Source organism: Stenotrophomonas sp. GD03877, from assembly GCF_029840555.1.
Taxonomy (GTDB): domain Bacteria; phylum Pseudomonadota; class Gammaproteobacteria; order Xanthomonadales; family Xanthomonadaceae; genus Stenotrophomonas; species Stenotrophomonas geniculata.
Window position 1 is genome coordinate 1 of record NZ_JAOCCT010000022.1, and the last position, 26,215, is coordinate 26,215.

The window sequence follows — 26,215 nt, forward strand, 5'->3', positions numbered from 1 at the left end:
TACGGCGTGTCCTGCCTGTCGCCTTGCTCCGGCTCTACGCGCGGGAAAAGAGGCGCCGCGAACAACGCTGTAAACCTACTTCGCATACTGCCCCCCGCAGTCGGCATCCTTGCCCGGCCCCAGTTCGATCGTCGCCAGCAACGCCGCCGGCGGGGCGATGCTGCCCAGTGCCAATGCCACGGCGCCACGAATACCCAATGCCTTGAAGTCCGGGCGGAACGACGGATCCTTGAACGTGCCGCTGATATGCAGCGGAGAGCGCAGAACCAGGATGCTCTTGTCCTTCGGGCGAGGCTTCAGCAGCAGGTCCAGGGTCTCGTCGCGCAGGCTGACCGTGCCTTCGCCGATGAGGATCGTGTCGGTGGTATCCACCGCCAGTGCCTGGCTGGTCATCAGGCCGTCGCGCACGCCGAAGTCGGCGAAGGCGCAGCGCAGGGGGATCTGCTTGTCGCCGGTCACCAGGAATTTCAGTGATTCGGTGATGTCCAGGCCGGCCAGTTCCATCACCAGGTTGCCGACATGGCCACGGCCCATCGCCAGGCCGACCTTGCCACTGCTGCTGCCGAGCATGGCGGCGATCGAGTTGCCGCGGCCGCTCAGGTCCACTTCGCCGCCGATGCCGCCCTTGGCCTGCTCGGCCAGCTTCGCGTCCGGGAGCAGCTGGCCCAGCTGCACGCCGCGCACGCTGGCCTTCAGCGCGGTGCTGATTTGCGGGCGACGCGCGTCCATGCGGATCGTGCTGCGGATGTCGCCACCGGCGACGCCGAAGTTCAGCGGGTCCAGTCGCAGCACGCCGTCATCCAGCAACAGGTGTGCGTCCATGTCGTCCAGCGGCAATGACGGCGCGTTGATGCGATGGGCCTTCCATCGCACGTCGGCATCCATCGCGCGCAGCTTGCCCAGGTTGTAGGGCGTGTCGGGCAATACCCGGCTGCTGGCGGCGACACGGGCGGCCTGCGCCTTTTGTTCGGCATTCGCGGTTTCACCGCTGCCGGTCTTCGGTGGCGCGCCCACGAAGCCGGCCAGGTCATCGAAGTCCAGGCGCTTGGATTCCAGCGTCGCGGTCAGTCGTGGACGGTCGCGTCCCACCTCGAACTGCAGGTTGCCACCCAGGTCGCTGTCGCCGACCTTGCCGGTGAAGCCGTCGTAACGCCAGACGTTGTGGTCGCGCTTCAGGCGGCCGTTCAGCGCATAGGGCGGTGAGGGCGGGATGGCGATGCCGAGCAGCGGGTAGAGATCGGCCAGATCCTGGCCACTGAGCGCGAACTGCAGGTCGAACACGCGCAGCTGGAAGGGGTTGGTGAGCGTGCCGCGGGCCACTGCGTGGGTGGCACCGGCGCGGCCGTCGAGGTGGATGCGGAACGGGTGGTCGCTGTCGGTCAGTTCCAGCGGTGATTCGGTTCCACCCTGCAGGGTGAACGGGTTGCCCTGCCAGTGGCCCTTGCCCTGCACCAGCAGCGGCGGCGAGGCATCGGCTAGTTTCGGTTGGCCGCTGCGTACGCCCACGCGGATGTCGGTGCGGCCCAGTGCGTCGAGGAACTGCAGCCGGCCGTCGTCGATGCGCAGGCGCTTGAGCTGCGGGCTTGTTCCGCCGCTGCTGCCGAGGAAATCCCAGTTGCCCGGTTCGCCCTTGCGCGGGGCGGTTTCCAGCAGCACATCGGGCCGGGTCAGGCGCACTTCGGGCAGCTGCACGCTGCCGCGCAGCAGGGGCCACACCCGCACGTCGATCTCGACGCGGTCTGCGCTGGCCATATCGGGCTGCTTCGCCCAGCTGGCATTGGCGAAGGTGATGGCATCGGCGCGGATGGTACTGGTGCGGCCGAGGTCGACATCAAGGTTCCCGATGTGCAGCACACGGCCGGTGCGTGCCTGCACCGCGCGCTCGACCGGGCCCTTGAACCAGTTCCAGTCCCACAACGCGATCAGCAGCAGGAGCGCCGCCAGCAGGAAGATCAGGATCGTGAGCCAGCGCCGGCCTCGTGGGCCGGGGCGGCGGAGGCGCCAGCGGGTCGTGCGCGGTGCGGCAGGGGAGGCGGCAGCATTCACGCTGCCATGGTTGCCCCTTCATCGTGGACGGGGCGCGAAGCGTCCATGTGCGCGGTGTGCACAACCCGCGCCGTTACAGCACCTGCATGGTCACCGCGACGAAGTGGCAGACGCTGCCGCCGATCACGAACAGGTGCCAGATCGCGTGCGAATAGGGGATCGATTCGCGGTGATAGAAATAGGTGCCCAGCGTGTACGACAGGCCGCCGGCGAACAGCCAGGTGAGGGTGCCGCCGTCGATCGAGGCCCACATCGGCTTGATCGCCACGACCACCAGCCAGCCCATGGCGATGTAGATCACCGTTGAGAGCACCTTGAAGCGGCCGGTGTAGAACAGCTTGAACACCACACCACCCAGCGCCAGTGCCCAGATCGCGGTGAACAGGCCCCAGCCCCACGGGCCGCGCAGGCCGATCAGGGTGAACGGGGTATAGGTACCCGCGATCAGTACATAGATCGCGCAGTGGTCGAACACCTTCAACCGGCCCTTGGCGACCGGATGCTGGATGGCGTGATACAGCGTGGAGGCGGTGTACAGCAGCAACAGCGCGATACCGAACACGATCGCGCTGGCCAGCTGCCAGCCGTCGCCGTAGATCGCGGCCAGGGTAATCAACACCGCGCTGGCTGCCAGGGCGAATACCGCGCCCAGGCCATGGGTCAGGGCGCTGGCGATTTCTTCACGGATCGAAGCAATGGACGTCGTCGACATGGGCATGGGCATCGTTCACGGGGAGGGGGACCCGCGTCCCCCTATCATCGCCGCGATGGCCGCCGTGTGCACGCCCGTCACCGTATGGTGGGTGAATCCCTGCGTTGCGCTGACGAGCCCGTGCTCGGTAGATCCACGCCATGCGTGGATGAACGCCCGGCACTGCAGGAGTCAGAGCCCTTTCCTGCGGAAAGGGATCCGACCCCGTGGCATCAGCCCACCGAAACGGTATGCGCCGCTTCGCGGGTGGCCGAGAAGCGCACATCCGGCGAACGTTCCTGTGCCAGCTGCAGGTTGACCCGGGTCGGTGCCAGATAGACCAGATGGCCGGCCGCATCCAGTGCCAGGTTCAGTGCGTTCTTCTCGCGGAACTCTTCCAGCTTCTTTTCGTTGCTGCAGTGGACCCAACGCGCAGTGGTCACGCTGACCGGCTCGAAGGTGGCTTCCACGCCGTACTCGTCCTTCAGGCGGTACGCGGCCACGTCGAACTGCAGCACACCGACCGCACCCAGGATCAGGTCGTTGCTGGTCAGCGGGCGGAAGAACTGGGTCGCACCTTCCTCGGACAGCTGGGCCAGGCCCTTCTGCAGCTGCTTGAGCTTGAGCGGATCACGCAGGCGTGCGCGACGGAACAGCTCCGGGGCGAAGTTCGGAATACCGGTGAAGGTGACCGCTTCGCCTTCGGTGAAGGTATCGCCGATGGAAATGGTGCCGTGGTTGTGGATGCCGATCACATCGCCCGGCCACGCTTCGGCGGCGATTTCACGATCGCTGGCCATGAAGGTCAGGGCGTTGGCCAGCTTCATTTCCTTGCCGGTGCGCACGTGGAAGGTCTTCATGCCGGCGCTGAAACGGCCCGAGCAGACGCGCATGAACGCCACGCGGTCACGGTGCTGAGGATCCATGTTGGCCTGGATCTTGAACACGAAGCCGGTCAGCTTGTTCTCTTCCGGGGCAATCTCGCGGCCGGTGGTGGAACGTGCCTGCGGCGACGGCGCATGCTCGACGAAGAAGTCCAGCAGCGGCTGCACGCCGAAGTTGTTCACGCCCGAGCCGAAGAACACCGGGGTCTGCTTGCCGGCGCGATAAGCGTCCAGGTCGAACGGGTGGCTGGCGCCCTGCACCAGTTCCAGTTCGTCGCGCAGGTCGGCCAGCATCTGTGCACCGATCTTCTCGGCCAGGCCGGGGGCATCGATGGACGGGAAGATGGTCGAGTCCTGGCGGGTGAAGTTGCGGCCCGGTTCGTACAGGTGCACTTCGCCGGTGAGCAGATGCACCACGCCCTTCAGGCGCTGGCCCATGCCGATCGGCCAGGTGACCGGGGCGCACTGGATGCCCAGCACGGTTTCCACTTCATCCAGCAGCTCGATCGGGTCCTTGCCCTCGCGGTCGAGCTTGTTGATGAAGGTCATGATCGGCGTATCGCGCAGGCGGCACACTTCCATCAGCTTGATGGTGCGTTCTTCCACGCCCTTGGCCACGTCGATCACCATCAGTGCCGAGTCCACCGCGGTCAGCACGCGGTAGGTGTCCTCGCCGAAGTCGGCGTGGCCGGGGGTGTCGAGCAGGTTGACGATCTTGCCTTCATACGGGAACTGCATCACCGAGGAGGTGACGGAGATGCCGCGCTCCTTTTCCAGCGCCATCCAGTCGGAGGTGGCATGGCGGGCAGCCTTGCGGCCCTTCACCGAACCGGCCATCTGGATCGCGCCTCCGAACAGCAGCAGCTTTTCGGTCAGCGTGGTCTTGCCGGCGTCAGGGTGGGAAATGATGGCGAACGTGCGGCGACGCGACGCTTCGTTGGCGACTTCGGACATGGCAGTGGCGCCCGCCCGGGGCGCTTTTCAAAGAGATAAGCGCCCGATTATACCGGCCGGAGCCGGTCAGCGCCCGGTACCGCCGTCGGCCTCGCCCTGGCGGGCGAACTGCAGCTGGCCCTGTTCGGCGAAGATGCGCACCGGCACCGAGCGCAGGCCCATGCCACGGTTGACCTGCACCACGAAGTGCAGGTGCGGTGCACTGCTGTAGCCACTGTTGCCGGACAGGCCGATCGGCTGCCCGGCCCCCACTGCCTGGCCGCGGCGCACGCGCATGCCGCCGGCCTGCAGATGGCCGTACAGGGCCATGCTGCCGTCGCTGTGCAGCACGCGGATGAAGTTGGCACGGCCACCATCGCGTTCGCGGTCCTGGCCGTTGCCACGGAAGCCATCCTGGATCTGCATCACCGTGCCCTCGCGCGCGGCCAGCACCAGGGTGCCTTCCGGCAGAGCGAAGTCGACCGCATCGCGGTTCTCCTCGTCGTCATGGCTGAATCGTCCCTGTGGCGCCTGGTCCACACGCAGGCGGGCCGCATCGAATGGCAGGCGATAAGCAACATCTTCGGCCTGTGCGGCCGGGTTGCCCGGCACTGACTGCAGGCGCAGATCCAGCGTGCGGCCGTCGAGCGGGGCAGGCAGGTGGCCGACCACCAGGCTGCTGTCGCCCTGGATCAGCGATTGCACCGGCAGCCCTTCGACCGGGTGTCCGGGTGCAGCGCGCAGCTCGATCTGCAGCGGTCCGGCCAGGGTGTTGTCGATGCGGGCCTGCCATTGCGTGCCGACCGGTTGCAGGCGCAGCTGGGCCATGGGTGCGGCAGCCTCGGCATCGCCTGCGCGGGCGGCAGAAGCGGGAGGAGGCACCAGTCCCCAGCCCTGGCGCCAGTCGCCGGCGCTGGCCGTCGCACTCGCCAGCAGGGGCAGCAGCAGGCAGGTCAGGGGCAGGCGTGGCATCGGCGGTTCCAGCGAGAGGACCGCCGGGACTGTACCCGATCCTGAACGGGGCGACCGGGACAGCCCTCGCAGAGTGGACCTGAAAATATTCATCGCTTTATCCGCATGAAGGGATTGACAGTGCCGGAAAGGGCTGGCATCGTGGCCTCACCATCGAGACCGGCAGAGGGACAGGCCCTTTGAAGCCGGGGCAGCCCGCGGATGCGAAAGCGTCTGCGTAGGTGCCAAATCCTGCGGGGACCGTGGCGTCCACCGAAAGATGGTTCGAACCATGCACCACACGTGCATCTCGAACGCGGGCCCCGCGAAGGCTCGATGGCCGATTCCCCAACCGGATCCCGCCATGAGCTTCGCCGCCAGTACCGCCGTTCGCCCCGAACCCTTTGTCCCCGTCAGCGTGCCGGTCGAAGACCGTGTGCATGCCGAGCGCGGTGAGTTCGCCGCGGTGCTGTCGATGCGTCATGCCGGCCCCAGCCCGGTGCGCCTGCGCTACGAGTGGGTCGGCCCGGCCAACGCGCCGGTGGTGGTACTGGCCGGCGGCATCTCCGCGCATCGCCATGTGGCCTCCAACGCACAGTTCAGCGAGAAGGGCTGGGCCGAAGAGTTGGTCGGCAGTGGTCGCACGCTGGATCCGCAGCAGCTGCGCGTGCTGGCGTTCGACTTCATCGGCGCCGACGGTGCGTTGGACGTGCCAATCGATACCGCCGACCAGGCCGATGCGCTGGCCCTGCTGCTGGACCATCTCGGTATCCGCACGCTGAAGGCCTTCGTCGGCTATTCGTATGGCGCGCTGGTCGGCCAGCAGTTCGCGATCCGTCATCGTGCCCGCGTGCGCCAGCTGGTGCTGGCCAGCGGTGCGCATCGCCCGCACCCGTATGCCGCCGCCTGGCGCGCGTTGCAGCGCCGCGCGGTCGCGCTCGGCCAGCTGCAGTGCGGTGAAGACCACGGCCTGGCCCTGGCCCGGCAGTTCGCCATGCTCAGCTACCGTACCCCGGAAGAATTCGGCGAGCGCTTCGATGCTGCACCGGAAGTCATCAATGGCCGCGTGCGCGTGGCTGCCGAAGACTATCTCGACGCGGCCGGTGCGCAGTACGTCGCGCGCACGCCGGTGATCGCTTACCTGCGCCTGTCCGAATCAATCGACCTGCACCGCGTCGACCCGACCGCGATCCTGCCGCCGACCGTGGTGGTGGCCGTGGAGGGCGACCGCCTGGTGCCGCTGGCCGACCTCGTCGGCCTGGTCGAAGGTCTGGGCCCGCGCGGCAGCTTGCGCGTGCTGCGCTCGCCCTACGGCCACGACGCCTTCCTCAAAGAAACCGATCGCATCGACGCGATCCTCGCCACCGCCTTCCGCACCTCTGGAGAGTCCGCATGAGCCTGCACGCCAACGAGCCGTCCTGTAGTCGCACCACCGCCGCCGTCCGTGCCGGCATCGATCGCGATACCGCCCATGGCGCGGTCACCCCGCCGATCGTGCTGTCGTCGAACTTCAGCTTTGAAGGCTTCGGCAACAAGCGCCAGTACGACTACACGCGCAGTGGCAACCCCACCCGCGACCTGCTGGGTGAGGCGTTGGCCGAACTGGAAGGCGGCGTTGGTGGTGTGGTCACCGCCACCGGCATGGGCGCGATCAATCTGGTGCTGAACGCACTGCTGCAGCCCGGCGATACCCTGGTGGTGCCGCATGATGCGTACGGCGGCAGCTGGCGCCTGTTCAACGCGCTGGCAAAGAAGGGCCACTTCGAACTGGTCACCGCCGACCTCACCGATCCGCGCGCGCTGGCGCAGGCGCTGGCCACCCAGCCGAAGCTGGTGCTGGTGGAAACCCCGTCCAACCCGCTGCTGCGCATCACCGACCTGCGCTTCGTCATCGAAGCCGCGCACAAGGCCGGTGCGCTGGTGGTGGTCGACAACACCTTCCTGTCGCCGGCGCTGCAGCAACCGCTGGCCTTCGGCGCCGATCTGGTGCTGCATTCCACCACCAAGTACATCAATGGCCACAGCGACGTGGTCGGTGGTGCGGTAGTCGCGCGCGATCCGGCACTGCACGAGCAGCTGGTGTGGTGGGGCAACGCGCTGGGCCTGACCGGTTCGCCGTTCGATGCCTTCCTGACCCTGCGCGGCCTGCGCACGCTGGATGCGCGCCTGCGCGTGCATCAGGAGAACACCGCGTCGATCGTTGCCCTGCTGGACCAGCATCCGGCGGTCGGTACGGTCTACTACCCGGGCCTGGCCGATCACCCCGGGCATGCCGTCGCCGCACGCCAGCAAAGTGGCTTTGGCGCGATGTTGTCGTTCGAACTGGCCGACTGCGAAGGCGATGATCCGCATGCCGCAGTGCGTGCCTTCGTCGATGGCCTGCGCTGTTTCACCCTGGCCGAATCGCTGGGCGGCGTCGAAAGCCTGATCGCGCATCCGGCCACCATGACCCATGCGGCGATGACCGCCGAAGCACGTGCCGCCGCGGGCATCAGCGAAGGGCTGCTGCGCCTGTCGGTCGGCATCGAGGCCGAGCGTGACCTGCTGGCCGATCTCGGTGCCGCGCTGCAGCGCGCCGAAGCCGTGATCGATGCAGCCGCGCGCCGCAAACAGGTGGTGGATGCATGAGCGCGCTCGCCGCTGACATTCCTGCGCTGGGCGTGGGACGCCTGGCGCTGCTCGGCACTGGCACGGTCGGCTCGGCCTTCGTGCAGCGTTATCAGGTATTGCGGGCGCGTGGGCTGGAACTGCCCAGCGTGCAGTGGCTGGCCAATTCACGCACTGCGCTGGAGATCGATCGTGACCTGGTGTTGCCGCTGGAGCTGGCACGGCGTGCACCGCGCGGTGGCCAGAGTTCGCCGCCGTGGGCCAGCGCCGAAGGACTGGAACGTGGCGACGTGGTGGTCGATGCCACCGCCAGCGAAGACGTGGCCGCGCGCCACGTGCAGTGGCTGGCGCGCGGCGTGCACGTGGTGACCGCCAACAAGCTGGGCCGTGGTGCGCAGCTCGCACGCGCGCAGGCGATTGCCGAAAGCTGCGCAGACAGTGGTGCGCGCTATGGCGACAGCGCCACCGTCGGTGCCGGCCTGCCGCTGTTGAGCAGCCTGCGCGCGCTGGTGGCCGGTGGCGATCACATCCATGCCATCGAGGGTGTGCTGTCCGGTTCGCTGGCGTGGCTGTTCCATCGTTACGACGGCCAGTCGCCGTTCTCGGCGGCGGTGCGCGAAGCGTTGGCGGCCGGCTACACCGAGCCCGATCCGCGCCTGGACCTGTCCGGCGAAGACGTGCGGCGCAAGCTGCTGATCCTGGCCCGCAGCAGCGGGCTGGCGCTGGATGCTTCGCAGGTGCAGGTGGATTCACTGGTGCCTGAAACGCTGGCAGCGTTGCCGCTGGAGGATGCACTGGGGGCACTGGAGCAGCTGGATGCGCCGTTGCAGGCGCGTTGGCGGCAGGCGCGCGACAACGGCCACGTGCTGCGTTTCGTTGGCCGTGTCGATGGCGCGGGTGCGCAGGTGGGCCTGCGCGAGTTGCCGGCCGATCACCCGTTGGCGCAGGGCGCGGGCACCGACAACCGCGTAGCCATCCACAGTGACCGTTATCAGCGCCAGCCGTTGTTGATCCAGGGCCCGGGCGCTGGCGCGGAAGTCACCGCCGCCGCGCTGCTGGATGATGTGTTGCGGATCGTGGGTTGATCGCACCGCTTCTGTAGAGCCGAGCCCACGCTCGGCTGCTCCTGACAGAATCCCCATCCTGCCGGATGAGCCGAGCGTGGGCTCGGCTCTACAGGGGCACGCCTGCCGGTCAGCGAGACTTCAACGCCTTCAACAATGCGCTGTTGAACTGCTTCGGGTCCTGCACCTGCGGCGAATGCCCCAGTTCGGCGAACTCGACCAGGTTCGAGCCGGAAATCGCTGAGGCCGCGGCCTTGCCGAGCACCGGGTAATTGCCCAGCGTCGCCTTTACTGCAGGCGGTGCCAGGTCACGGCCGATCGCGGTGCGGTCCTTCTGGCCGATGAACAACGTGGTCGGCACCTGCAGGTTTTTCAGTTCGTAGACCACCGGCTGGTTGAACACCATGTCCGAGGCCAATGCCTGGCTCCATGCAACGGCCTGCTTGCCCGGGCCTTCGTACATGCCCGACTGCATCCGCGCCCACGGTTCGTAGGCCGGCTTCCATTTGCCGTCGTAGTACACCTCCAGCTGATAGCGGCGGATGCTGTCATAGCTGATGTTCATTTCGCCGGCGTACCACGCGTCCACGCTGCGCCACGGCACGCCCAACGCCTTCCAGTCTTCCAGTCCGATCGGGTTGACCAGCGACAGGCTGCGCAGGTCCTGCGGGAACATCAGTGCGTAGCGCACCGCCAGCATGCCCCCCATCGAATGACCGACCATGTGCACTGGCACATCGCCCAGTTGCAGCTGTTGCAGCAGGGCATGGGTGTTGGCGGCCAGCTGCGAGAACGAATACTGGTAACGTTCGGGCTTGCTGGATTTGCAGAAGCCGACCTGGTCCGGGGCGATCACCCGATAGCCGGCGGCAACCAGTGGCTTGATCGATTCCTTCCAGGTGGCCGCGCAGAAGTTCTTGCCGTGCAGCAGCACCACAACGCCGATGGGTGCTTTCTTCGGCGCGATGTCCAGGTAGGCCATCTCCAGCGGCTGCCGCTGCGATTCCAGCGCGAAGGTCTTTACCGGATAGCCGTAATCGAAGCCTTCCAGCCGCGGCCCGTAAGTGGGCGCGGCCAGGGCAGGCAGCGGAAGGCAGGCAAGCAGGGCGGCAGCGATCACGCGCATGGGGCAGTCCGGGGCAAGGGAGCCCCGAGCCTAACCGGAACGCGGTGACGGTGTCGTCCGGGGTAGAGCCGAGCCCCTGCTCGGCTAGCCCATCAGCCGAGCAGGGGCTCGGCGCTACAACTCAGCACTCGATGACGTTCACCGCCAGCCCACCGCGGCTGGTTTCCTTGTACTTGTCCTGCATGTCGCGGCCGGTATCGCGCATGGTCTTGATCACCTTGTCCAGCGACACCTTGTGCTTGCCGTCGCCGCGCATCGCCATGCGCGAGGCATTGATCGCCTTCACCGCGCCCATCGCGTTGCGTTCGATGCACGGAATCTGCACCAGGCCACCGATCGGGTCGCAGGTCAGGCCCAGGTTGTGTTCCATGCCGATTTCCGCGGCATTCTCGATCTGGCTGGGGTTGCCACCCAGCGCCGCGACCAGGCCACCGGCCGCCATCGAGCAGGCCACGCCAACTTCGCCCTGGCAACCCACTTCGGCGCCGGAAATCGAGGCGTTTTCCTTGTAGAGGATGCCGATCGCTGCCGAGGTCAACAGGAAATCGAATACGCGCTGCTCGTTGGCGCCGGGGCAGAAGCGGTCGAAGTAATGCAGCACCGCCGGCAGCACGCCGGCCGCACCGTTGGTCGGCGCGGTCACCACACGGCCACCGGCGGCGTTCTCTTCGTTCACCGCCAGCGCGTACAGGTTGACCCAGTCCAGCGTGGTCAGCGGGTCGCGCATTGCCGCTTCCGGCTTCGACGACAGCTCGCGATACAGCGCCGGTGCACGACGGCCCACCTTCAGGCCACCCGGCAGCACGCCTTCCTCGCGGATGCCGCGCGCCACGCACGACTGCATCGCACTCCAGATCTCGCGCAGCTGCGCGCGGATCTCGTCTTCGCTGCGCCAGCACTTCTCGTTCTCGAACATCAGCTGGGCAATGCTCAGGCCGCTGCGCGCGGTCTGCGCCAGCAGCTCGTCGCCGCTCTTGAACGGGTAGGGCAGCGGGGTTTCGTCGGGCACGATGCGGTCATCGGCCGCGTCGTCCTGGTTGACCACGAAGCCACCACCGACGGAGTAGTAATCGCGGGTGGCGATCACTTCGTCCTCGGCGTTGTACGCGGTGAAGCGCATGCCGTTGGTGTGGTACGGCAGCTTCTGGCGCTTGTTCATGCCCAGGTCGCGCTTTTCGTCGAAGGCGATCTCGTGCTGGCCCATCAGCTGGATGCGCTTGCTGCTGCGGATGCGCTCCAGCGTGGCCGGGATGATGTCCGGGTCGATCAGGTTGGGCCGCTGACCTTCCAGGCCGAGCAGGATCGCCTTGTCGGTGCCATGGCCGCGGCCGGTCAGCGCCAGCGAGCCGTAGACATCGGCACGGATGCGCGCGACCTCGTGCAGGCGGCCCGGATCGAGCAGCCAGCGATGGATGAATCGCTCGGCGGCCTTCATCGGCCCGACGGTGTGCGAGGAGCTCGGGCCAATGCCGATCTTGAAAACGTCGAACGTGCTGACAGCCATGGTTGCCGTACTGCGGGTACCGGAAGAGACCGCTATTCTAGCGGTTCATGCCGCACTTCCATGGCTGCGGCGCAGCATTTCGGCAGAGGGAGCAAAACCGGTGTTGACCCTGTTCCAGCGTGACGACTGCCACCTGTGCGACATGGCCCTGGCCGAGCTGGCCAAGGCCAGGGCGCCGGAGTTCGAATCGGTGTTCCTGGATGACCAGCCGGCGCTGGAATCGCGCTATGGCGCGCGGGTGCCGGTGCTGCGCGACGAGCGCGGTGACCGTGAGCTGGACTGGCCGTTCGACGCGGCCACGGTTCAGGCCTGGCTGGCTGAAAGCTCACTGTAGAGCCGAGCCATGCTCGGCTGACGCGCGCAGCGCGACCTGGACGGCAGCCGAGCATGGCTCGGCTCTACAGGATGCGGCCGGAGCCGTGCCCCGGCCCATTGCTCATTTCGCGTCGAACTTCACGATCGTGCTGATCGCGGTTTCGTCCGGGATGGTCTTGGTGTCGGCCCAGTCGCCGCCGCCGACGCCGAAGTCCAGGCGCTTGACGGTGGCCTTGCCGGTCAGCACCGGCTGGGTGCCCGGCTTCCAGGTGAAGGTCAGCGTGACCGGCTTGCTGACCCCGCGCAGTTCCAGGGTGCCATCGGCGGCGAACTGGTCATTGCCGACGGCACGGAAGCCCTTGGCGGTGTAACGCGCGGTGGCGAACTTGCCGACGTTGAAGAAGTCGGCGGTCTGCAGGGTGGAATCGCGGTCGCTGTTGCCGCTCTTGGCGCCGGCCAGCGGGATCACCACGTCCAGCGAACCGGCGGCCGGGTTGGCCGGGTCGAAGCTGAGCTTGGTGGCAAAGCCCGGGAAGCTGCCGGTGAACACTTCGCCGTCGTACTTGGTCGCGAACACCAGGATCGAGCCGGCGCCGGGGGCCTGCGCGTAGTCGGCAGCGAGTGCCGGAGCGGTGGCCAGCATGCCGGCCAGGGCGGCGGCCACGGCGGCCGGAGTGGTCAGTTTCAGGTTCATCGGTCAGTCCTTCTGAGGGGAGGTGAGCCAGCCACGCGGCAACATGCGGGACAAGGTTGCATCGCGCTGGAACAGGTGGTGGTAGAAGGCAGCGCCGGCATGGGCCAGCACCACCGCGATCAACAGCCAGAAGCCGTATTCGTGGATGGCATGGGACACCGCAACGACCTGCGGGTCTGGGCCGCTCAGTTTGGGCACGTCAACCAGGCCGAACCAGCGGAACGGGCGCAGGCCGCTGGCCGAGTCGTACAGCCAGCCCGACAGCGGGATGGCAAACATCAGCACATACAGCAGCACATGGGTGGCACTGGCGATGCGTTCCTGCCAGCTGGGCACGCCCGGCACCGGCTTGGGGGCACCGGCATACAGGCGCCAGCCGAGGCGGAACAGCACCAGCGCCAGCACGGTGATGCCGATCGACTTGTGCGCGGTATAGACCCAGAAATACTTGGGGGTCTTGGGCAGTTCGCCCATGGTCAGGCCGACCACGCCCAGGGCGAGGATCAGCAATGCGATCAACCAATGCAGGATCTGGCTGACACTCCCCCAGGCGGCGGGGGTGTTCTTGGCGGTCATGAAGGGTCCTCTAGGGGGCCGTCTTGGGGTCGGAGTGTGGAACGGGAGCGGGAGTTCCCGGGGCGTCGCTGCGGTCGAGGGTGGCTTCAGCCTCGATTCTCAGCTGTACTGCATCACCGATGACGCCCGGCCAAGCGGTGATGCCGAACGCGCGCCGGCTCAGCGTGGTGCTGGCGGAAAAACCGGCGGTGCGTCGGAACGGGGGCAGGGGATAGCGCTTGATGGCGTTGAGGGTCACGTCCAGCGTGATCTCCTGGCTGACCCCGCGCAGGGTCAGGGTGCCGATCACGTGGGCCCGCCTGGCATCGATCGGTTCGATCCGGCTGGAGACGAAATGTGCCTTCGGGAAACGCTCGCCATCCAGAAGGCTGCGGGCCAGCGTGGCTTGGTTCCACTTGGCATCACCCAGGTCCAGTCGCGACACGGGGACCTCGACATCCAGTGTGGCCTCGCGCCAGTTGTCGGGATCGAACTGCAGGCGGCCCTCACTGCCGGAGACCGTGCCCATCGCCTGCGAGTAACCCGCGTGGTCAATGGTGAACAGCACACGCGTATGCACCGGATCGAGGCGATAGGTATCTGCATCCGCCCAGGCGGGGGCGGTGGCGAGCAGCATCGGCAGCAGGGCCAGGCAGGGACGCATCGATGGCGGGCTCCGGAAAGGGGGACGTTGCGATCATACGCACAGCCCCCTGCCAACGTTGCGTGCATGGCTGCAACAGTTCGTGGTGGGTCCACCGGTGGAAACAGGCTGTTGCAGCCATGAAGCCGGCCCTGTGTGACAATCGGGACAGGACAGGGGGTTCAGGATGACGAGCGGTTGGCGCCGGTGGTGCCGAGGCATCGCGGGAATGGGGCTGCTGCTGATGGCGTTCGCCACGGCGGCCACGGCCCTGGACATGGCGGAAACACCGCGCCTGCGCCGTTTCGGTGCCGCCGAAGGCATGCCCTCGCGCATGGTGCTGGCGTTGGCCGAAGACCGCCAGGGCCATATCTGGGCTGCCACCGATGGTGGCCTGGTGCGCTATGACGGCGGCAGCCTGCGGGTCTGGGAACATGATCCGGAGCAGCCGGGATCGCTGCCGGGCAACGAGATCGAGACCCTGCTGGTCGATCCCCTGGACCGCGTCTGGGTCGGCATCAATGGCAAGGGCGTGGCCCGGCTGGATGCCGACCGCGAGCACTTCAAGACCTTCGATGCGGTCAACGGCCCCTGCATGAGCCAGTTCTGGACGTTGGCCTACGCCGAGGATGCACTGTGGATCGGCACCAGTGGGCATGGCGTCTGCCGTTTCGGTGAAGACGGCAGCCTGCGCTTCTTCGAGCATGATCCGGCCCGTCCTGGCGGGTTGCCCAGCAATACCATCTACAGCAGCCTGGTCGATGCGCAGGGGCGTCTGTGGATCGGCACCGAGGCGGGCATTGCGCGCTGGAACGGGACTGGATTCGAGGCTGTCGCGCCGCGCGAACTGGGGGCGCTGAGTGTGTTGCGCCTGAGCCGCGACCCCGATGGCTCGATCTGGGCCGGCAGCCAGAACGACGGCCTCTACCGTATCGACGCGCAGGACCGGGTCAGCCGTCCGCGCTGGACCGACAGTGCACGCCTGCGTTCGGCACTGGTGCTGGCCGATCGCCAGGGCGGTTACTGGGCGGGCACCTCCGATGGCCTGTTGCGCGGAGATGCCAGCATGCTGCGGCGACTGGACGGCGACCGTGGCAGTGGTTTCCTCACTGCCCAGAGTGGTGTGCTTGATCTGATGCAGGACCATGAGGGCGGATTGTGGGTGGCGCTGCTGACCCAGGGCCTGGCCTACCTGCCGCCGGACTGGCGCCGGTTTTCGATCTGGAACCAGCTTGACGGCAAGCCGCTGGACAGCCAGTACCTGTTGAGTGCAGCCAGTGATGGCCGGAATTACTACGTCGGCTCAGCGCATGGCGTGTACCAGCTGGACGCGCAGGGAGTGCTGAAGTTGTTGGCCAGTGATCGCGAGATCGGCAGCGGGGCGGTGTGGTCGGTGCTGCCGCGGCCGGACGGGCGCCTGTGGCTGGGGCGTGCCGGCCGCATCAGCGTGTACGACCCGGCTACCCGCGCGCTGCACGATTGGCATATCGATGGAGGGGCCGACCTGCGCCAGCGCATCGATCTGATGCGGCAGGCCCCCGATGGCACGGTCTGGCTGTCGGTGATGAACCTGGGCCTGCAGCAGCGCAGCGCCGATGGCCGCGTGCTGCGTAGTTTCCCGCTGGAGGATCTCCGCAAGACGGCCGATTCACCGGTTGAGCAGATCCGCTTTGATGCCCAGGGCAAGGCCTGGGTGATGGGCGACATGGGGATCTGGCGTGAACAGGCCGGGCGTTTCGAAGCGGTGCCTGGCGTTTCGCGTGGGCTGATCTACGATCTGGTGTGGGTGGATCCGCAGCAGCTGTGGCTGGCCCGCCAGGGCGCGCTCGAGCGCTACCAGTGGGATGGCATGAGCCTGCGCCTGATCCAGCGCATCGATGGCAGTGCTGGCGTGCCGTCGGTGAGCATGGGAGGACTGGCGTTGGCCGAAGATGGCCGCCTGTGGGCGACCACGCCACGTGGCCTGCTGCGGTGGGACCCGAAGGCGCGCCGCCTGCAGCAGTTCAACGAACGCGATGGCCTGCCCGACGCCGAGTTCACCAGCCGGCCGCCGGCGGTGAATGCCGATGGTCGTGTGCTCGCGGTGGCCCAGACCGGCCTGGTCGTATTCGATGTGAATGCTGCCGATGCCGTGTTGCCGCCGTCGTCGCTGGTGATCGCCGAGGTTCGCGTGCGGCGCGATGATGCCCGTGGCTGGCAACCACTGCCGACCACCGGCACGCTGTTGTTGGGGCCGGACGATCGTGATCTGCAGATCGATGCGCGACTGCTTTCCTATGCCAATCCGGAGGGCAATCGTTACCGCTTCCGGGTGCAGGGCTACGACCAGAACTGGGTGGAGCAGGGCGGTGACGGCCAGCGCACGCTGTCGCGGCTGCCGACCGGCAGCTACGTCATTGAAGTCCAGGCGGCCACGGCCAGTGGCGCGTGGACGCCTTCGCAGCAGTTGCAGGTGAAGGTGCTGCCACCCTGGTGGCGCAGCGGCATGGCGATCTTCGGCTACCTGCTGATCGGCTCGCTGCTGCTGCTTATCCTGGTGTGGTCGATCCGTGCGCGCCTGCGCCGCCGCCAGCAATGGCAGTTGACCGTGCACAAGCAGCAGCTGGCAGAGCAGGCCTCACAGGCCAAGAGCCGGTTCCTGGCCACGCTGGGCCATGAGGTGCGCACGCCGATGACCGGTGTGCTCGGCATGAGCGAACTGCTGCTGGCCACCCCGCTGGATGCGGTGCAGCGCAGCTATGCAGGCTCGATCCAGCAGGCTGGCAGCCACCTGCTGCGGCTGGTCAACGACGCGCTGGATCTGGCCCGCATCGAGGCCGGCCGACTGGAGCTGGACCTGCGCCCGTTCGATCTGGCCGGCCTGCTTGACCAGGTGCAGGCGTTGATGCAGCCGATGGCGAAGCAGCGCAACCTGAAGTTCCAGCGTGGAAGCGATCCGCCGGGGCCGGTCAGCGTCAGCGGCGACGAGATGCGCGTGCGGCAGATCCTGCTGAATCTTCTGGGCAATGCAATCAAGTTCACCGAGCGTGGGCACGTCGGCCTGGCCGTGCGACTGGAGGAGAACGGCGGCGGCCTCTGCTTCGAAGTGCATGACACCGGCCCGGGCATCAACGCCGAGCAGCAGGACCGCCTGTTCCATCGCTTTGAACAGGCGGACGGCCCGCGCACTGCGTCGCGCTATGGCGGCAGCGGGCTGGGCCTGGCGATCTGCCAGGAGCTGGCCGTGGCCATGAACGGACGCATCGAAGTGGACAGCCAGCCGGGCAAGGGCGCGCGTTTCCGGGTGTGGTTGCCACTGCCCTGGATCCGGCAGGCCACCAATGCGCCGGGCGAATCGCCGGTGCTGCCGATGCTGCCGCCACTGCGCATCCTGCTGGTGGAGGATGACGCGACCGTGGCGGAGGTCATCGCCGGCCTGCTGCGTGGCCGTGGGCACGATGTGGTGCACGTGCTGCATGGCCTGGGCGCGCTTTCGGAGATCGCCACCGATGGCTTTGACGTGGGCCTGCTGGATCTCGATCTGCCGGCGCTGGACGGCACCGCCATCGCCCGCCAGCTGCGCACCATGGGCTATGAACTACCCCTGGTGGCGGTCACCGCACGCTCCGATGCCTACGCTGAGACCCAGGTCCTGGCGGCCGGGTTCGATGGCTTCCTGCGCAAGCCGGTGACCGGTGACATGCTGGTGGCTGCCATTGCCCAAGCGCGCGCAAAACGGCAGACCACCCTTTGAATGCGGCAGTGCCGGGCGTGAACGGCGCGACTTTCGGTTTACCATGCCGACGCCCGTAGTGCGGGAATCATCAGAAGCAGCGTGAGGAGGCAATCGGTGGTGTATCTGCGGGCGGCGATGCTGCTGCTGGTCCTCCTGTGCTGCCTGTCGCCCGCTGCGGCGCAGCCGGTGCCACCGAGCCCGCGCCAGGTGACGGTGTTCGACGGCTTGCCGTCCAATACCGTGAACCGCATGGCCGAGGATCGTTACGGTTACCTGTGGATCGCCACCAACGACGGCCTGGCCCGCTACGACGGGCGCAACTACCGGATCTGGCGTTCGGAAGACGGCCTGCGCGACAACCGCATCTGGACGGTGCTGGTCGATGCCCGCAACCAGCTCTGGATCGGCACCGAGAACGCCGGTCTTGTACGGATGTCGGCCGATCGCCGCCAGCTGCATTTCTACGACCGCAGCAGCCAGCCGTTGATGGGCACCAACACGGTCTGGAGCCTGGCCACGACGCCGGATGGTTCGGTCTGGTTCGGCACCCACGAAGGTGGTCTGTACCGCCTGGACAACCAGGACCGGCTGCAGCGCTTCCTGCCCGAAGCGAACAACCCACGCAGCCTGCCGGCCGCATCGGTGCCGTACCTGGCAACCCTGGCCGATGGCAGCCTGTGGATCGGCACCAAGCATGGCGTCGCGCGCTGGACCGGCACAGACTTTGAACGGGTCGGTGCCGGCATCGTTCCCAGCCAGCTGATCAATGGCCTGACGGCCGAGCCCGATGGCAGCCTCTGGATCAGCACGATGGCCGGTGCCGTCGTGCGTCGCCCCGACGGTCGTTTCGAGGCGCCGTCCTGGAAGCTGCCCGAAGGCGAACAGGTGCTGGGCATGATGCTGCGCGACGAGCAGGGCGGGCACTGGCTGGACACCCGCACCGGCCTTGGCCGGGCGGTCGATGGCCAGTACCAGGCCGTGCCCCTGTACAGCGCCGTGGCGCGTGGTCCGGTGCGCCCGAACTGGACCGGCGCCTACGAGGATCGCGAGGGTGGTATCTGGCTGGCCAGCACCAACGCCGGCCTCTGGCACCTGCTGCCGCGTTGGTGGCAGTTCTCGGTGCTGTCGCGGCTGGAGGACGACCCCCGCTCGCTGCGCAACGCATTCGTGCTGGGTACCAGCCCGTCCAGCAACGGCGGCATCTGGACGGTCGGCAGCCACGGCGCGCTGGACCGCTTCGATCCGAAGACCGGCAGCATCGAACAGCATCGCACCTGGGTCAACGGCATGCACTGGCTGACCTCGGTGCGCGAGGATCGCCGCGGCCAGGTCTGGATCGGTTCCAACGACGCACTGCTGCGCTATGACCCGAAGCGGCGTGATCTGCGCCGCTGGGGCCGGGATGCCGGCGCCGACGCGACCATGGAAGGGGTCATCGAATCGATGATGACCTGTGATGGTGACAGTCTCTGGCTGATGCTGTCGGCGGGTCTTCAGCAGCGCGATCTGGATGGGCGCCTGCGGCGCCAGCTGGACAATGGCCAGCGCGGATTGCAGCAGGGCCAGCTCAATCTCGACGTGGAATGCGGGCCTCAGGACCATATCTGGTTGGCCAGCAGCCGTGGCCTGCTGCAGTGGCTGCCGGAAAGCGAGCGTTTCCAGCCGGTGCCGGGTGCACCGGCGACCGCGATCCATGCTCTGCACGTGGGAAGCGATGGCCAGGTCTGGCTGTCCGAGGATGGTCGCCTGTCGCGCTACCGCTGGAGCCAGGGCCGGCTGGAGCGGCAGGCCGTGATCGGTGCCGAGCAGGGCTACCCGGCGATCTCCGCCTCGGGACTGGTGGTCGATGCCCAGGGGGTAGCGTGGGCAACCAGTGCGCGTGGCCTGGTGCGCATCGGTGCCGATGGCCAGAGCGTGCGCCTGTATGGCGTGCACGACGGCCTGCCGAGTCAGGAATTCCGTGAGCACACGCTGGTGATGTCGGGAGACGGCCATCTGGTGGCGGGTACGCCGGCCGGTGTGGTGGTGTTCGACCCGGAGCAGGTGCGGCCCTCGATGCGGCGTGCGCCGCTGGTGATCGAGCGGGTGGAGGTGCGCCGCAACGAGCAGGTGCTGGACCTCACCCACGACACGCCGTTGCAGATCGCCGATGGCGACCGCGATCTGCGCATCGTCGCGCGCCTGCTGTCGTTCGCCGATTCGGCGTCCAATACCTATCGTTACCGGTTGGCCGGCTACGACCCGGACTGGGTGGAAGTGGGACCGGCCGGTGAGCGCCTGTTCTCGCGGCTGGCACCGGGCAGCTATCGGCTGGAAGTGCAGGCGCGGTCGGCCGACCATGTCTGGTCACGGGTGCAGAGCCTGGAATTCCGCGTGCAGCCACCGTGGTGGCGCAGCTTGTCCGGCCTGCTGGTGCTGGCCTCGTTCGCGCTGCTGCTGACCAGCTGGTTCGCCTGGCTGTACCGTCGTCGCCTGCAGCGTCGCCACGCCTATCAGCTGGCGCTGCACAAGCAGGAACTGGCCGAACAGGCATCGGCCGCCAAGACCCGCTTCCTGGCCAACCTTGGCCATGAGATCCGCACGCCGATGACCGGTGTGCTGGGCATGAGCGAGCTGCTGCTGTCCTCGCCTCTGGATCCGCAGCAGCGCGGCTATACGCAATCGATCCGCCATGCCGGCGAGCACCTGCTGCACCTGGTCAACGATGCGCTGGACCTTGCGCGGATCGAATCGGGTCGTCTGGAATTGCAGCACAAGCCGTTCGCACTGAGCAGCCTGCTGCAGGACCTGGCCGCGCTGATGGGGCCGTTGGCGGCGCAGAAGGGCCTGCGTTTCACCCTCGACAACCAGCTGCCCCCCGGCCTGCAGGCCACCGGCGATGCAATGCGGGTCCGTCAGATTCTGCTGAATCTGCTCTCGAATGCGGTCAAGTTCACCAGCCGCGGCACCATCACCCTGCACGCGCGCGGCGACGCCGAGCTGCGATCGCTGCATTTCGAGGTGCGCGACACCGGCCCCGGCATCAGCCAGGAGCAGCAGCAACGCCTGTTCCGCCGCTTTGAGCAGGCTGATGGTGCACGTACCGCCGCCCAGTACGGTGGCAGTGGCCTGGGCCTGGCGATCTGCCGCGAACTGGCGCATGCGATGCAGGGGCGCATCCAGGTGGAGAGCCAACTCGGTCGCGGCACCTGCTTCGGCGTGACGTTGCCGTTGCCGATGGTGGTCGATGCCAATGCCGAAGCAGATGGTGAAACGCACCGCGAGGATGCGGCGAACATGCCGCCATTGCGGGTACTGCTGGTGGAGGACGATGCGACCGTGGCCGACGTGGTGCGCGGGTTGCTGAGTGCGCGCGGGCACGAGGTCGTGCATGCGGGGCATGCGCTGGCGGCACTGCGCGAGATCAGCGCCGGTGATTTCGACGTCGGCCTGCTGGATCTTGACCTGCCGGGCCTGAGCGGCTTCGAGCTGGCCCAGCACCTGCGCAACCAGGGCTACATGCTGCCGCTGCTTGCCGTGACCGCGCGGACCGATCCGGACCTGCAGCAGCAGGTGGAAGCGGCCGGCATCGGCGGTTTCCTGCGCAAGCCGGTGACCGGTGAGCTGCTGGTGGAAGCGATCGCCAGGGTCATGGGGCGGTAGGGGGTTCGGCAGGGCCTGCGGCCCTGCACCTGCGGCAAGCCGGAGCAACAGCAACAGTAACAGCCGAAGCAAAAGCTGGCTTCCTGTGGGATGGCGGGGTGGGTCCGGTTACGGGGGACGCTGCAAGTACGTCCATGTAAGCTCGGTCGCCGCTTGCTCGTGTGCGCTTTCCTGCGCACACGGCAAGACCGGGGTTGGGCGTCCTGCCCAACCCGTCGGGCGCATGCGCCCGACCCATGCGGCTCACGCCCCCGCAACCGGACCCACCCCGCCTTCGACAGTTTCCTGCGATCTGATGGTGGGTGCCGACCATTGGTCGGCACTGATCGAATCCCGGCCAACGGTCGGGATTCACTTTCAACCAGCCGATGTGGTCAGATCCGTTTTCCTATGGAAAACGGATCTGACCCCAACCTTTCAAATGGCCGGCAACACGCTGGACGCCAGCGCCGACAACGGCGAGGATGGAGACTGGTTCTTCTGGCTGGCCCTGCATGGCGCAACGCATCCTTGAACCCGGTGAGATCGAGACGCTGGCCTCGCGCGATGTTCCGCGCATCATCCTGCCCGATGTCGCGTCCCTGTTCGCCGAGCGCGCGACGCGCCTGCGCAGCCTGGCCGCGCACAGTGCCATCGGCGGCTACCTGCAGCTGTTGGCGGCGTTGGCCGATGCACAGCAGGCGCTGCTGGACGAGCTGACACCACAGCAACGCGAGACGCTGCAGTCGCAGGCACGTGCGCAGCAGTCGAGTGCGGCGGTCGGTGCCGGCATGCCGTTGCGGCCGGCCAACACACTTCACCTGGATGGACGCTGGCGCGACTGGCTGCGCACGCTGTGCCAGCACTGTGCCGACGAAGCCGGGCTGCCGGCGGAAACCCGCCAGGAGTTGCAGCGCGTCGCTGCGGCCGACGATGCCTGGCTGGAGGCGCAGGCCCATGCCGTGCTGGAGCGTGATGATGCGCCATCGGTGGACGCGGTCGCGGCGCTGCTGGTGATGAACGCACTGCAGGTCTACTGGGCGGTGCTGGCGGACAGCTTCCGCCCCACCGACCTGAAACCGCTGGCCGATGCACCCGGCCTGTGCCCGTTGTGCGGCTCGCTACCGGTGGTCAGCGTGGTGCAGGCACGTCCACCTTATGCGTCCTACCGTTACCTGTCGTGCTCGCTGTGCGCCTGCCAGTGGCACTACGTGCGCGTGCAGTGCAGCCAGTGTGGCACCGCCGGCAAGGACATCGCCTACCGCGCCCTGGCCGATGTGGATGGCGACAGCGGCGAGGCGGTGCGCGAGAGCGCGGTCCGTGCCGAGACCTGCGACCACTGCCACAGCTACCGCAAGATCCTGTACCTGGAAAAGGATCCCTCACTGGAACCTGTCGCCGATGACCTCGGCACGCTGGCGCTGGACCTGCTGCTGGGCGAAGAAGGTTATGCGCGCGCCAGCCAGAATCCGCTGCTGTGGCAATCCGACGGCGAGTGAGGCGATGACAGCCACGCCCCCCACCCCGGCATCGGTTTCCGCGCTGCCCTCGCTGGACCGGTTGCTGCGTCTGCCTGCCCTGGCAGCACTGATCGAGGGCCACGGCCGCAGCCGCATCACCCAGCTGCTGCGTTCGCACCTTCAGGTGCTGCGGGACCGTATCAGCGCCGGCCAGCTTTCGGCCGCGCAGCTGCAGGAAGCGGTTGGCGATCCGGCGCTGGTCGCGGCGATCGAGTCCGCACTGGCGGCCGATGCACGGCTGGATCTGCAGCCGATGTTCAATCTGACCGGCACCGTACTGCACACCAATCTCGGGCGCGCATTGCTGCCCGATGCCGCCGTGCACGCGGTCAGCCGCGCGATGACCGCGCCGGTGGATCTGGAGTTCGACGTCATCCGTGGTCGTCGCGGCGACCGCGATGCACGGGTGCAGGCATTGATCTGCGAACTGACCGGCGCTGAAGCCGCCACCGTGGTCAACAACAATGCGGCGGCGGTCCTGCTGCTGCTCAACAGCCTGGCCAACCGCCGCGACGTGGTGGTGTCGCGCGGCGAGCTGGTGGAGATCGGTGGCGCCTTCCGCATTCCCGACGTGATGCGCAGCGCCGGTGCGCGGCTGCTGGAAGTGGGCACCACCAACCGTACCCACCCGGCCGACTTCACCAACGCCATCGGCGCGCGCACCGCACTGCTGATGGAGGTGCACGCCAGCAACTACGCGATCACCGGTTTCACCGCCAAGGTCGACACTGCGGCGATGGCGGCAATCGCGCACGAACATGGCCTGCCGCTGGTGGTGGACCTGGGCAGTGGCAGCCTGTGCGATCTGGCCACGTTCGGCCTGCCGCGCGAGCCCACCGTGCAGGAAACATTGACGGCCGGCGCCGATCTGGTTTCGTTCAGCGGCGACAAACTGCTGGGTGGCCCGCAGGCCGGCATCATCGCCGGCCGCGCCGACCTGATCGCGCGGATCAACCGCAACCCGCTCAAGCGCGCACTGCGCATGGACAAGATGGGCCTGGCCGCACTGGAAGCGGTGCTGGCCCTGTACCGCGAACCGGAGCTGCTGGCACAGCGGCTGCCGACACTGCGCACGCTGTCGCGCAGGCAGGAGGATATCGATGCGCAGGCCCAGCGCCTGCTGCAGCCGATGCGTGCCTCGCTGGCGGCGGACTACACCCTCAAGCCTGCTTCGATGCACAGCCAGATCGGCAGCGGCGCGCAGCCACAGGCGCAGCTGGCCAGCGCCGGACTGCGCATTGCCAGCGCGCGGCGCGGCGGACTGGACCGTCTGGCCAAGCGACTGCGCCAGCTACCGCGCCCGGTGCTGGGCCGCATCGCCGATGACGCGTTGTGGCTGGACCTGCGCTGCCTGGAACCCGCCGACGAAGCGCTCTTCCTGGCCCAATGGAGCATGCTGCAGGCATGATCGTCGGCACCGCCGGGCATATCGACCATGGCAAGACCAGCCTGGTGCGCGCGCTGACCGGCATCGAAACCGATCGCCTGCAGGAAGAGCGTACGCGCGGCATTTCCATCGAACTGGGCTATGCCTATGTCCCGGTAGAAAGCAGGGACGCTGAGGGCCCGGCGACGACGCTGGGTTTCGTCGACGTGCCCGGCCATGAGCGCTTCGTGCATACGATGGTGGCCGGTGCGACGGGTATCGATGTCGCCCTGCTGGTGATCGCCGCCGACGACGGCGTGATGCCACAGACCCGCGAGCATCTGGCCATCCTGCAACTGCTGGGCGTGGACCGGGGTGCGGTGGCCTTGACCAAGATCGACCGTGTGGATGCGGCGCGCGTCGCCCGGGTCGAGATCGAGATCGCTGCGCTGCTGGCCGCGACACCGTTGCAGGATTCTCCTCTGTTCGCCTGCAACAGCACCGCACCCGACGATGCCGGCATCAGCGCACTGCGTACCCAGCTGCACGCGTGGGCGGCGGACGACGCCAGCGCGCGCCAGGCCGAACTGCGCAGCGAGCTGTTCCGCATGCCGGTGGACCGCGTGTTCTCGCTGGCCGGCCACGGCACGCTGGTGACCGGCGCGGTACATGGCGGCATCGCCTTGGTGGGTGAGCATCTGCAGCTGATGCCGGCCGCCACTGAAATACGCATACGCAGCATCCACGCGCAGAACCAGGCCAGCGACCACGCGATGGCCGGGCAGCGCTGCGCGTTGAACCTGGCAGCCATCGCCCGTGACGACATCCGCCGTGGCGACTGGATCGCCGACCCGCGCGCACTGCTGCCCACCACCCGCGTTGATGTACGGCTGCGGCTGTCCGCGTTGGCCGCACCGTTGCGCGACTGGGCGCCGCTGCATATCCACTGGGGCACGATGCACCGGCAGGCCCATGTGGTGCTGCTGGAGGACCCGGACCAAGGCGATGGGCAGTTGGTGCAGCTGGTGTTCGATGCACCGGTCTGTGCGATGTGTGGCGATCGCTTCATCGCCCGCGATTCAGCGGCCTCCCACACGCTGGGCGGCGGCATCGTGCTCGATCCGGACCCGCCACAGCGGCGCCGGCGCAGCCCGGCACGGCTCGCGTGGCTGGGAGCCCTGGAGCAACTGGCCGCGGGTGCGGGAATCGGCCCACTGTTGCAGCAGGCGCCCTTCGGCATTGCCATGGCCGCGCTGCAACGCTACTGCCGGCGCGCGGCCGACCAGATCGAACTACCCGAGGACGCGCAACGCATCGCTACCCGCGAAGACACGGTGGTCATCCTTGCCTCGCACTGGCAGGCCTTGCGCGAGCAGGTGACCACGTCGTTGCGCGGCTGGCATGAGCGACGCCCCGACGAACCCGGTGTCGACAGCGGGCGCCTGCAGCGCAGCACCCTGCCCTCACTTGCAGTGAGCCTCTGGAATGCGCTGCTGCAGGACCTGCTGGACGACGGCAGCGTGCAACGCGTGGGCGCCTGGTGGCGCCTGCCCGGCCATGACCATGCGCCGCCGGAACGCGAACGCCTCCTGCTGGAACGTGTGCTGCCGCAGCTGCATGACGGCGGTTTCGATCCGCCATGGGTGCGCACCCTGGCCGCCGACTTCGGACTGGCCGAAGACGAGGTCCGCGCCGTCCTGCGCCGCGCCGCCGCACGTGGCGAACTGTTCCAGGTGGTGCCGGACCTGTTCTACGCACCGGCGCGCATCGCCGAGCTGGCCACGATCGTCGCGCAGCTGTCACAGGCCAGCGGCACGGTGGATGCGGCGGCCTTCCGCGATGCCATCGGCCTGGGCCGCAAACGCAGCATCCAGATCTTGGAGTTCTTCAATCGCGTTGGCTACACTCGACGCGTCGGTGACCAGCATCGGCCGCGTGGCGACCTGCAGTGGAACGCAGCCCGCGACTGAGCCCACCGCT

Annotated in this window: 19 protein-coding genes and 1 riboswitch; of the genes, 10 read left to right on the plus strand and 9 right to left on the minus strand. The window is 67.6% G+C overall.

From position 1 onward, the window contains the following. Positions 1-75 precede the first annotated feature (75 nt). From N5D20_RS15810 to N5D20_RS15825, 4 genes are all read right to left on the minus strand, one after another. The gene (locus N5D20_RS15810) at positions 76-2,046 is read right to left on the minus strand and encodes an AsmA family protein (protein WP_197579758.1); all 1,971 of its coding nucleotides are present in this window, start codon (positions 2,044-2,046) and stop codon (positions 76-78) included. A gap of 73 nt (positions 2,047-2,119) precedes the next feature. After that, entirely contained in the window at positions 2,120-2,758 is a 639-nt protein-coding gene (locus tag N5D20_RS15815; protein WP_005410682.1) for a hemolysin III family protein, read from the minus strand. A 212-nt stretch (positions 2,759-2,970) separates the two neighbouring features. Next, positions 2,971-4,575, minus strand: a complete 1,605-nt coding sequence (locus N5D20_RS15820) for a peptide chain release factor 3 (protein WP_014038155.1) — start codon at positions 4,573-4,575, stop codon at positions 2,971-2,973. A 66-nt stretch (positions 4,576-4,641) separates the two neighbouring features. After that, complete coding sequence (locus N5D20_RS15825; protein WP_197579759.1) at positions 4,642-5,526, minus strand: M23 family metallopeptidase; 885 nt, start codon at positions 5,524-5,526, stop codon at positions 4,642-4,644. 147 nt (positions 5,527-5,673) lie between these two features. After that, positions 5,674-5,792, plus strand: a riboswitch (SAM riboswitch). Between the two features lie 77 nt (positions 5,793-5,869). Here N5D20_RS15825 and N5D20_RS15830 point away from each other — a divergent pair. The 3 genes from N5D20_RS15830 to N5D20_RS15840 are packed head-to-tail and all read left to right on the plus strand — an operon-like array spanning position 5,870 to position 9,197. Beyond that, positions 5,870-6,901 (plus strand): homoserine O-succinyltransferase, encoded by a 1,032-nt coding sequence (locus N5D20_RS15830; RefSeq protein WP_197579761.1) that lies wholly within the window; start codon positions 5,870-5,872, stop codon positions 6,899-6,901. Then, positions 6,898-8,133 (plus strand): O-succinylhomoserine (thiol)-lyase, encoded by a 1,236-nt coding sequence (locus N5D20_RS15835; protein ID WP_197579762.1) that lies wholly within the window; start codon positions 6,898-6,900, stop codon positions 8,131-8,133. Before N5D20_RS15830 ends, N5D20_RS15835 begins: the two co-directional genes overlap by 4 nt. Then, on the plus strand, positions 8,130-9,197 hold the full coding sequence (locus tag N5D20_RS15840) for a homoserine dehydrogenase (RefSeq protein WP_071306226.1): 1,068 nt from the start codon (positions 8,130-8,132) through the stop codon (positions 9,195-9,197). Before N5D20_RS15835 ends, N5D20_RS15840 begins: the two co-directional genes overlap by 4 nt. A gap of 109 nt (positions 9,198-9,306) precedes the next feature. On the opposite strand, the gene N5D20_RS15845 is transcribed toward N5D20_RS15840, so the two are convergent. Further along, positions 9,307-10,302, minus strand: coding sequence for an alpha/beta hydrolase (locus N5D20_RS15845; protein ID WP_197579764.1), 996 nt, complete (start codon positions 10,300-10,302; stop codon positions 9,307-9,309). Positions 10,303-10,423: 121 nt separating this feature from the next. Further along, the gene (locus N5D20_RS15850; RefSeq protein ID WP_010482751.1) at positions 10,424-11,806 is read right to left on the minus strand and encodes an L-serine ammonia-lyase; all 1,383 of its coding nucleotides are present in this window, start codon (positions 11,804-11,806) and stop codon (positions 10,424-10,426) included. Between the two features lie 100 nt (positions 11,807-11,906). Between N5D20_RS15850 and N5D20_RS15855 the strand changes: the two genes are divergently transcribed. After that, the gene (locus N5D20_RS15855; protein WP_010482753.1) at positions 11,907-12,140 is read left to right on the plus strand and encodes a glutaredoxin family protein; all 234 of its coding nucleotides are present in this window, start codon (positions 11,907-11,909) and stop codon (positions 12,138-12,140) included. Positions 12,141-12,242: 102 nt separating this feature from the next. Here N5D20_RS15855 and N5D20_RS15860 read toward each other — a convergent pair whose 3' ends face one another. From N5D20_RS15860 to N5D20_RS15870, 3 genes are read right to left on the minus strand one after another with little or no spacing between them, the layout of a single operon-like run. Beyond that, a complete protein-coding gene (locus N5D20_RS15860; RefSeq protein WP_088026817.1) occupies positions 12,243-12,815 on the minus strand; it encodes a YceI family protein in 573 nt (190 codons plus the stop codon). A 3-nt stretch (positions 12,816-12,818) separates the two neighbouring features. Continuing rightward, a complete protein-coding gene (locus N5D20_RS15865) occupies positions 12,819-13,391 on the minus strand; it encodes a cytochrome b (RefSeq protein ID WP_010482755.1) in 573 nt (190 codons plus the stop codon). 10 nt (positions 13,392-13,401) lie between these two features. Further along, entirely contained in the window at positions 13,402-14,034 is a 633-nt protein-coding gene (locus N5D20_RS15870; protein WP_049435241.1) for a YceI family protein, read from the minus strand. A 166-nt stretch (positions 14,035-14,200) separates the two neighbouring features. On the opposite strand from N5D20_RS15870, the gene N5D20_RS15875 reads away from it, so the two are divergent. The 6 genes from N5D20_RS15875 (at position 14,201) to selB (ending at position 26,205) form a co-directional block, all read left to right on the plus strand. Beyond that, positions 14,201-17,746, plus strand: coding sequence for an ATP-binding protein (locus N5D20_RS15875; RefSeq protein WP_197579766.1), 3,546 nt, complete (start codon positions 14,201-14,203; stop codon positions 17,744-17,746). 96 nt (positions 17,747-17,842) lie between these two features. Next, a complete protein-coding gene (locus N5D20_RS15880; RefSeq protein ID WP_010482758.1) occupies positions 17,843-21,370 on the plus strand; it encodes a hybrid sensor histidine kinase/response regulator in 3,528 nt (1,175 codons plus the stop codon). Between the two features lie 223 nt (positions 21,371-21,593). Continuing rightward, positions 21,594-21,884, plus strand: coding sequence for a hypothetical protein (locus N5D20_RS15885; RefSeq protein ID WP_279948130.1), 291 nt, complete (start codon positions 21,594-21,596; stop codon positions 21,882-21,884). Continuing rightward, positions 21,865-22,848, plus strand: a complete 984-nt coding sequence (fdhE, locus tag N5D20_RS15890) for a formate dehydrogenase accessory protein FdhE (protein ID WP_049453689.1) — start codon at positions 21,865-21,867, stop codon at positions 22,846-22,848. Before N5D20_RS15885 ends, fdhE begins: the two co-directional genes overlap by 20 nt. Before the next feature lie 4 nt (positions 22,849-22,852). Then, complete coding sequence (gene selA, locus N5D20_RS15895; protein ID WP_197579935.1) at positions 22,853-24,277, plus strand: L-seryl-tRNA(Sec) selenium transferase; 1,425 nt, start codon at positions 22,853-22,855, stop codon at positions 24,275-24,277. Beyond that, positions 24,274-26,205 carry a selenocysteine-specific translation elongation factor gene (selB, locus tag N5D20_RS15900; RefSeq protein WP_197579936.1) on the plus strand — a complete coding sequence of 644 codons (1,932 nt, stop codon included), beginning with the start codon at positions 24,274-24,276 and terminating at the stop codon, positions 26,203-26,205. Before selA ends, selB begins: the two co-directional genes overlap by 4 nt. Positions 26,206-26,215 lie beyond the last annotated feature (10 nt).

Bases quoted from the DNA above. Each gene is read 5' to 3' on its own strand.
- N5D20_RS15815 (WP_005410682.1), bottom strand. From the start codon at position 2,758: ATGTCGACGACGTCCATTGCTTCGATCCGTGAAGAAATCGCCAGCGCC.
- N5D20_RS15820 (WP_014038155.1), bottom strand. From the start codon at position 4,575: ATGTCCGAAGTCGCCAACGAAGCGTCGCGTCGCCGCACGTTCGCCATC.
- N5D20_RS15825 (WP_197579759.1), bottom strand. From the start codon at position 5,526: ATGCCACGCCTGCCCCTGACCTGCCTGCTGCTGCCCCTGCTGGCGAGT.
- N5D20_RS15830 (WP_197579761.1), top strand. From the start codon at position 5,870: ATGAGCTTCGCCGCCAGTACCGCCGTTCGCCCCGAACCCTTTGTCCCC.
- N5D20_RS15835 (WP_197579762.1), top strand. From the start codon at position 6,898: ATGAGCCTGCACGCCAACGAGCCGTCCTGTAGTCGCACCACCGCCGCC.
- N5D20_RS15840 (WP_071306226.1), top strand. From the start codon at position 8,130: ATGAGCGCGCTCGCCGCTGACATTCCTGCGCTGGGCGTGGGACGCCTG.
- N5D20_RS15845 (WP_197579764.1), bottom strand. From the start codon at position 10,302: ATGCGCGTGATCGCTGCCGCCCTGCTTGCCTGCCTTCCGCTGCCTGCC.
- N5D20_RS15850 (WP_010482751.1), bottom strand. From the start codon at position 11,806: ATGGCTGTCAGCACGTTCGACGTTTTCAAGATCGGCATTGGCCCGAGC.
- N5D20_RS15860 (WP_088026817.1), bottom strand. From the start codon at position 12,815: ATGAACCTGAAACTGACCACTCCGGCCGCCGTGGCCGCCGCCCTGGCC.
- N5D20_RS15865 (WP_010482755.1), bottom strand. From the start codon at position 13,391: ATGACCGCCAAGAACACCCCCGCCGCCTGGGGGAGTGTCAGCCAGATC.
- N5D20_RS15870 (WP_049435241.1), bottom strand. From the start codon at position 14,034: ATGCGTCCCTGCCTGGCCCTGCTGCCGATGCTGCTCGCCACCGCCCCC.
- N5D20_RS15875 (WP_197579766.1), top strand. From the start codon at position 14,201: ATGACGAGCGGTTGGCGCCGGTGGTGCCGAGGCATCGCGGGAATGGGG.
- N5D20_RS15885 (WP_279948130.1), top strand. From the start codon at position 21,594: ATGCGCCCGACCCATGCGGCTCACGCCCCCGCAACCGGACCCACCCCG.
- fdhE (WP_049453689.1), top strand. From the start codon at position 21,865: ATGGCGCAACGCATCCTTGAACCCGGTGAGATCGAGACGCTGGCCTCG.
- selA (WP_197579935.1), top strand. From the start codon at position 22,853: ATGACAGCCACGCCCCCCACCCCGGCATCGGTTTCCGCGCTGCCCTCG.
- selB (WP_197579936.1), top strand. From the start codon at position 24,274: ATGATCGTCGGCACCGCCGGGCATATCGACCATGGCAAGACCAGCCTG.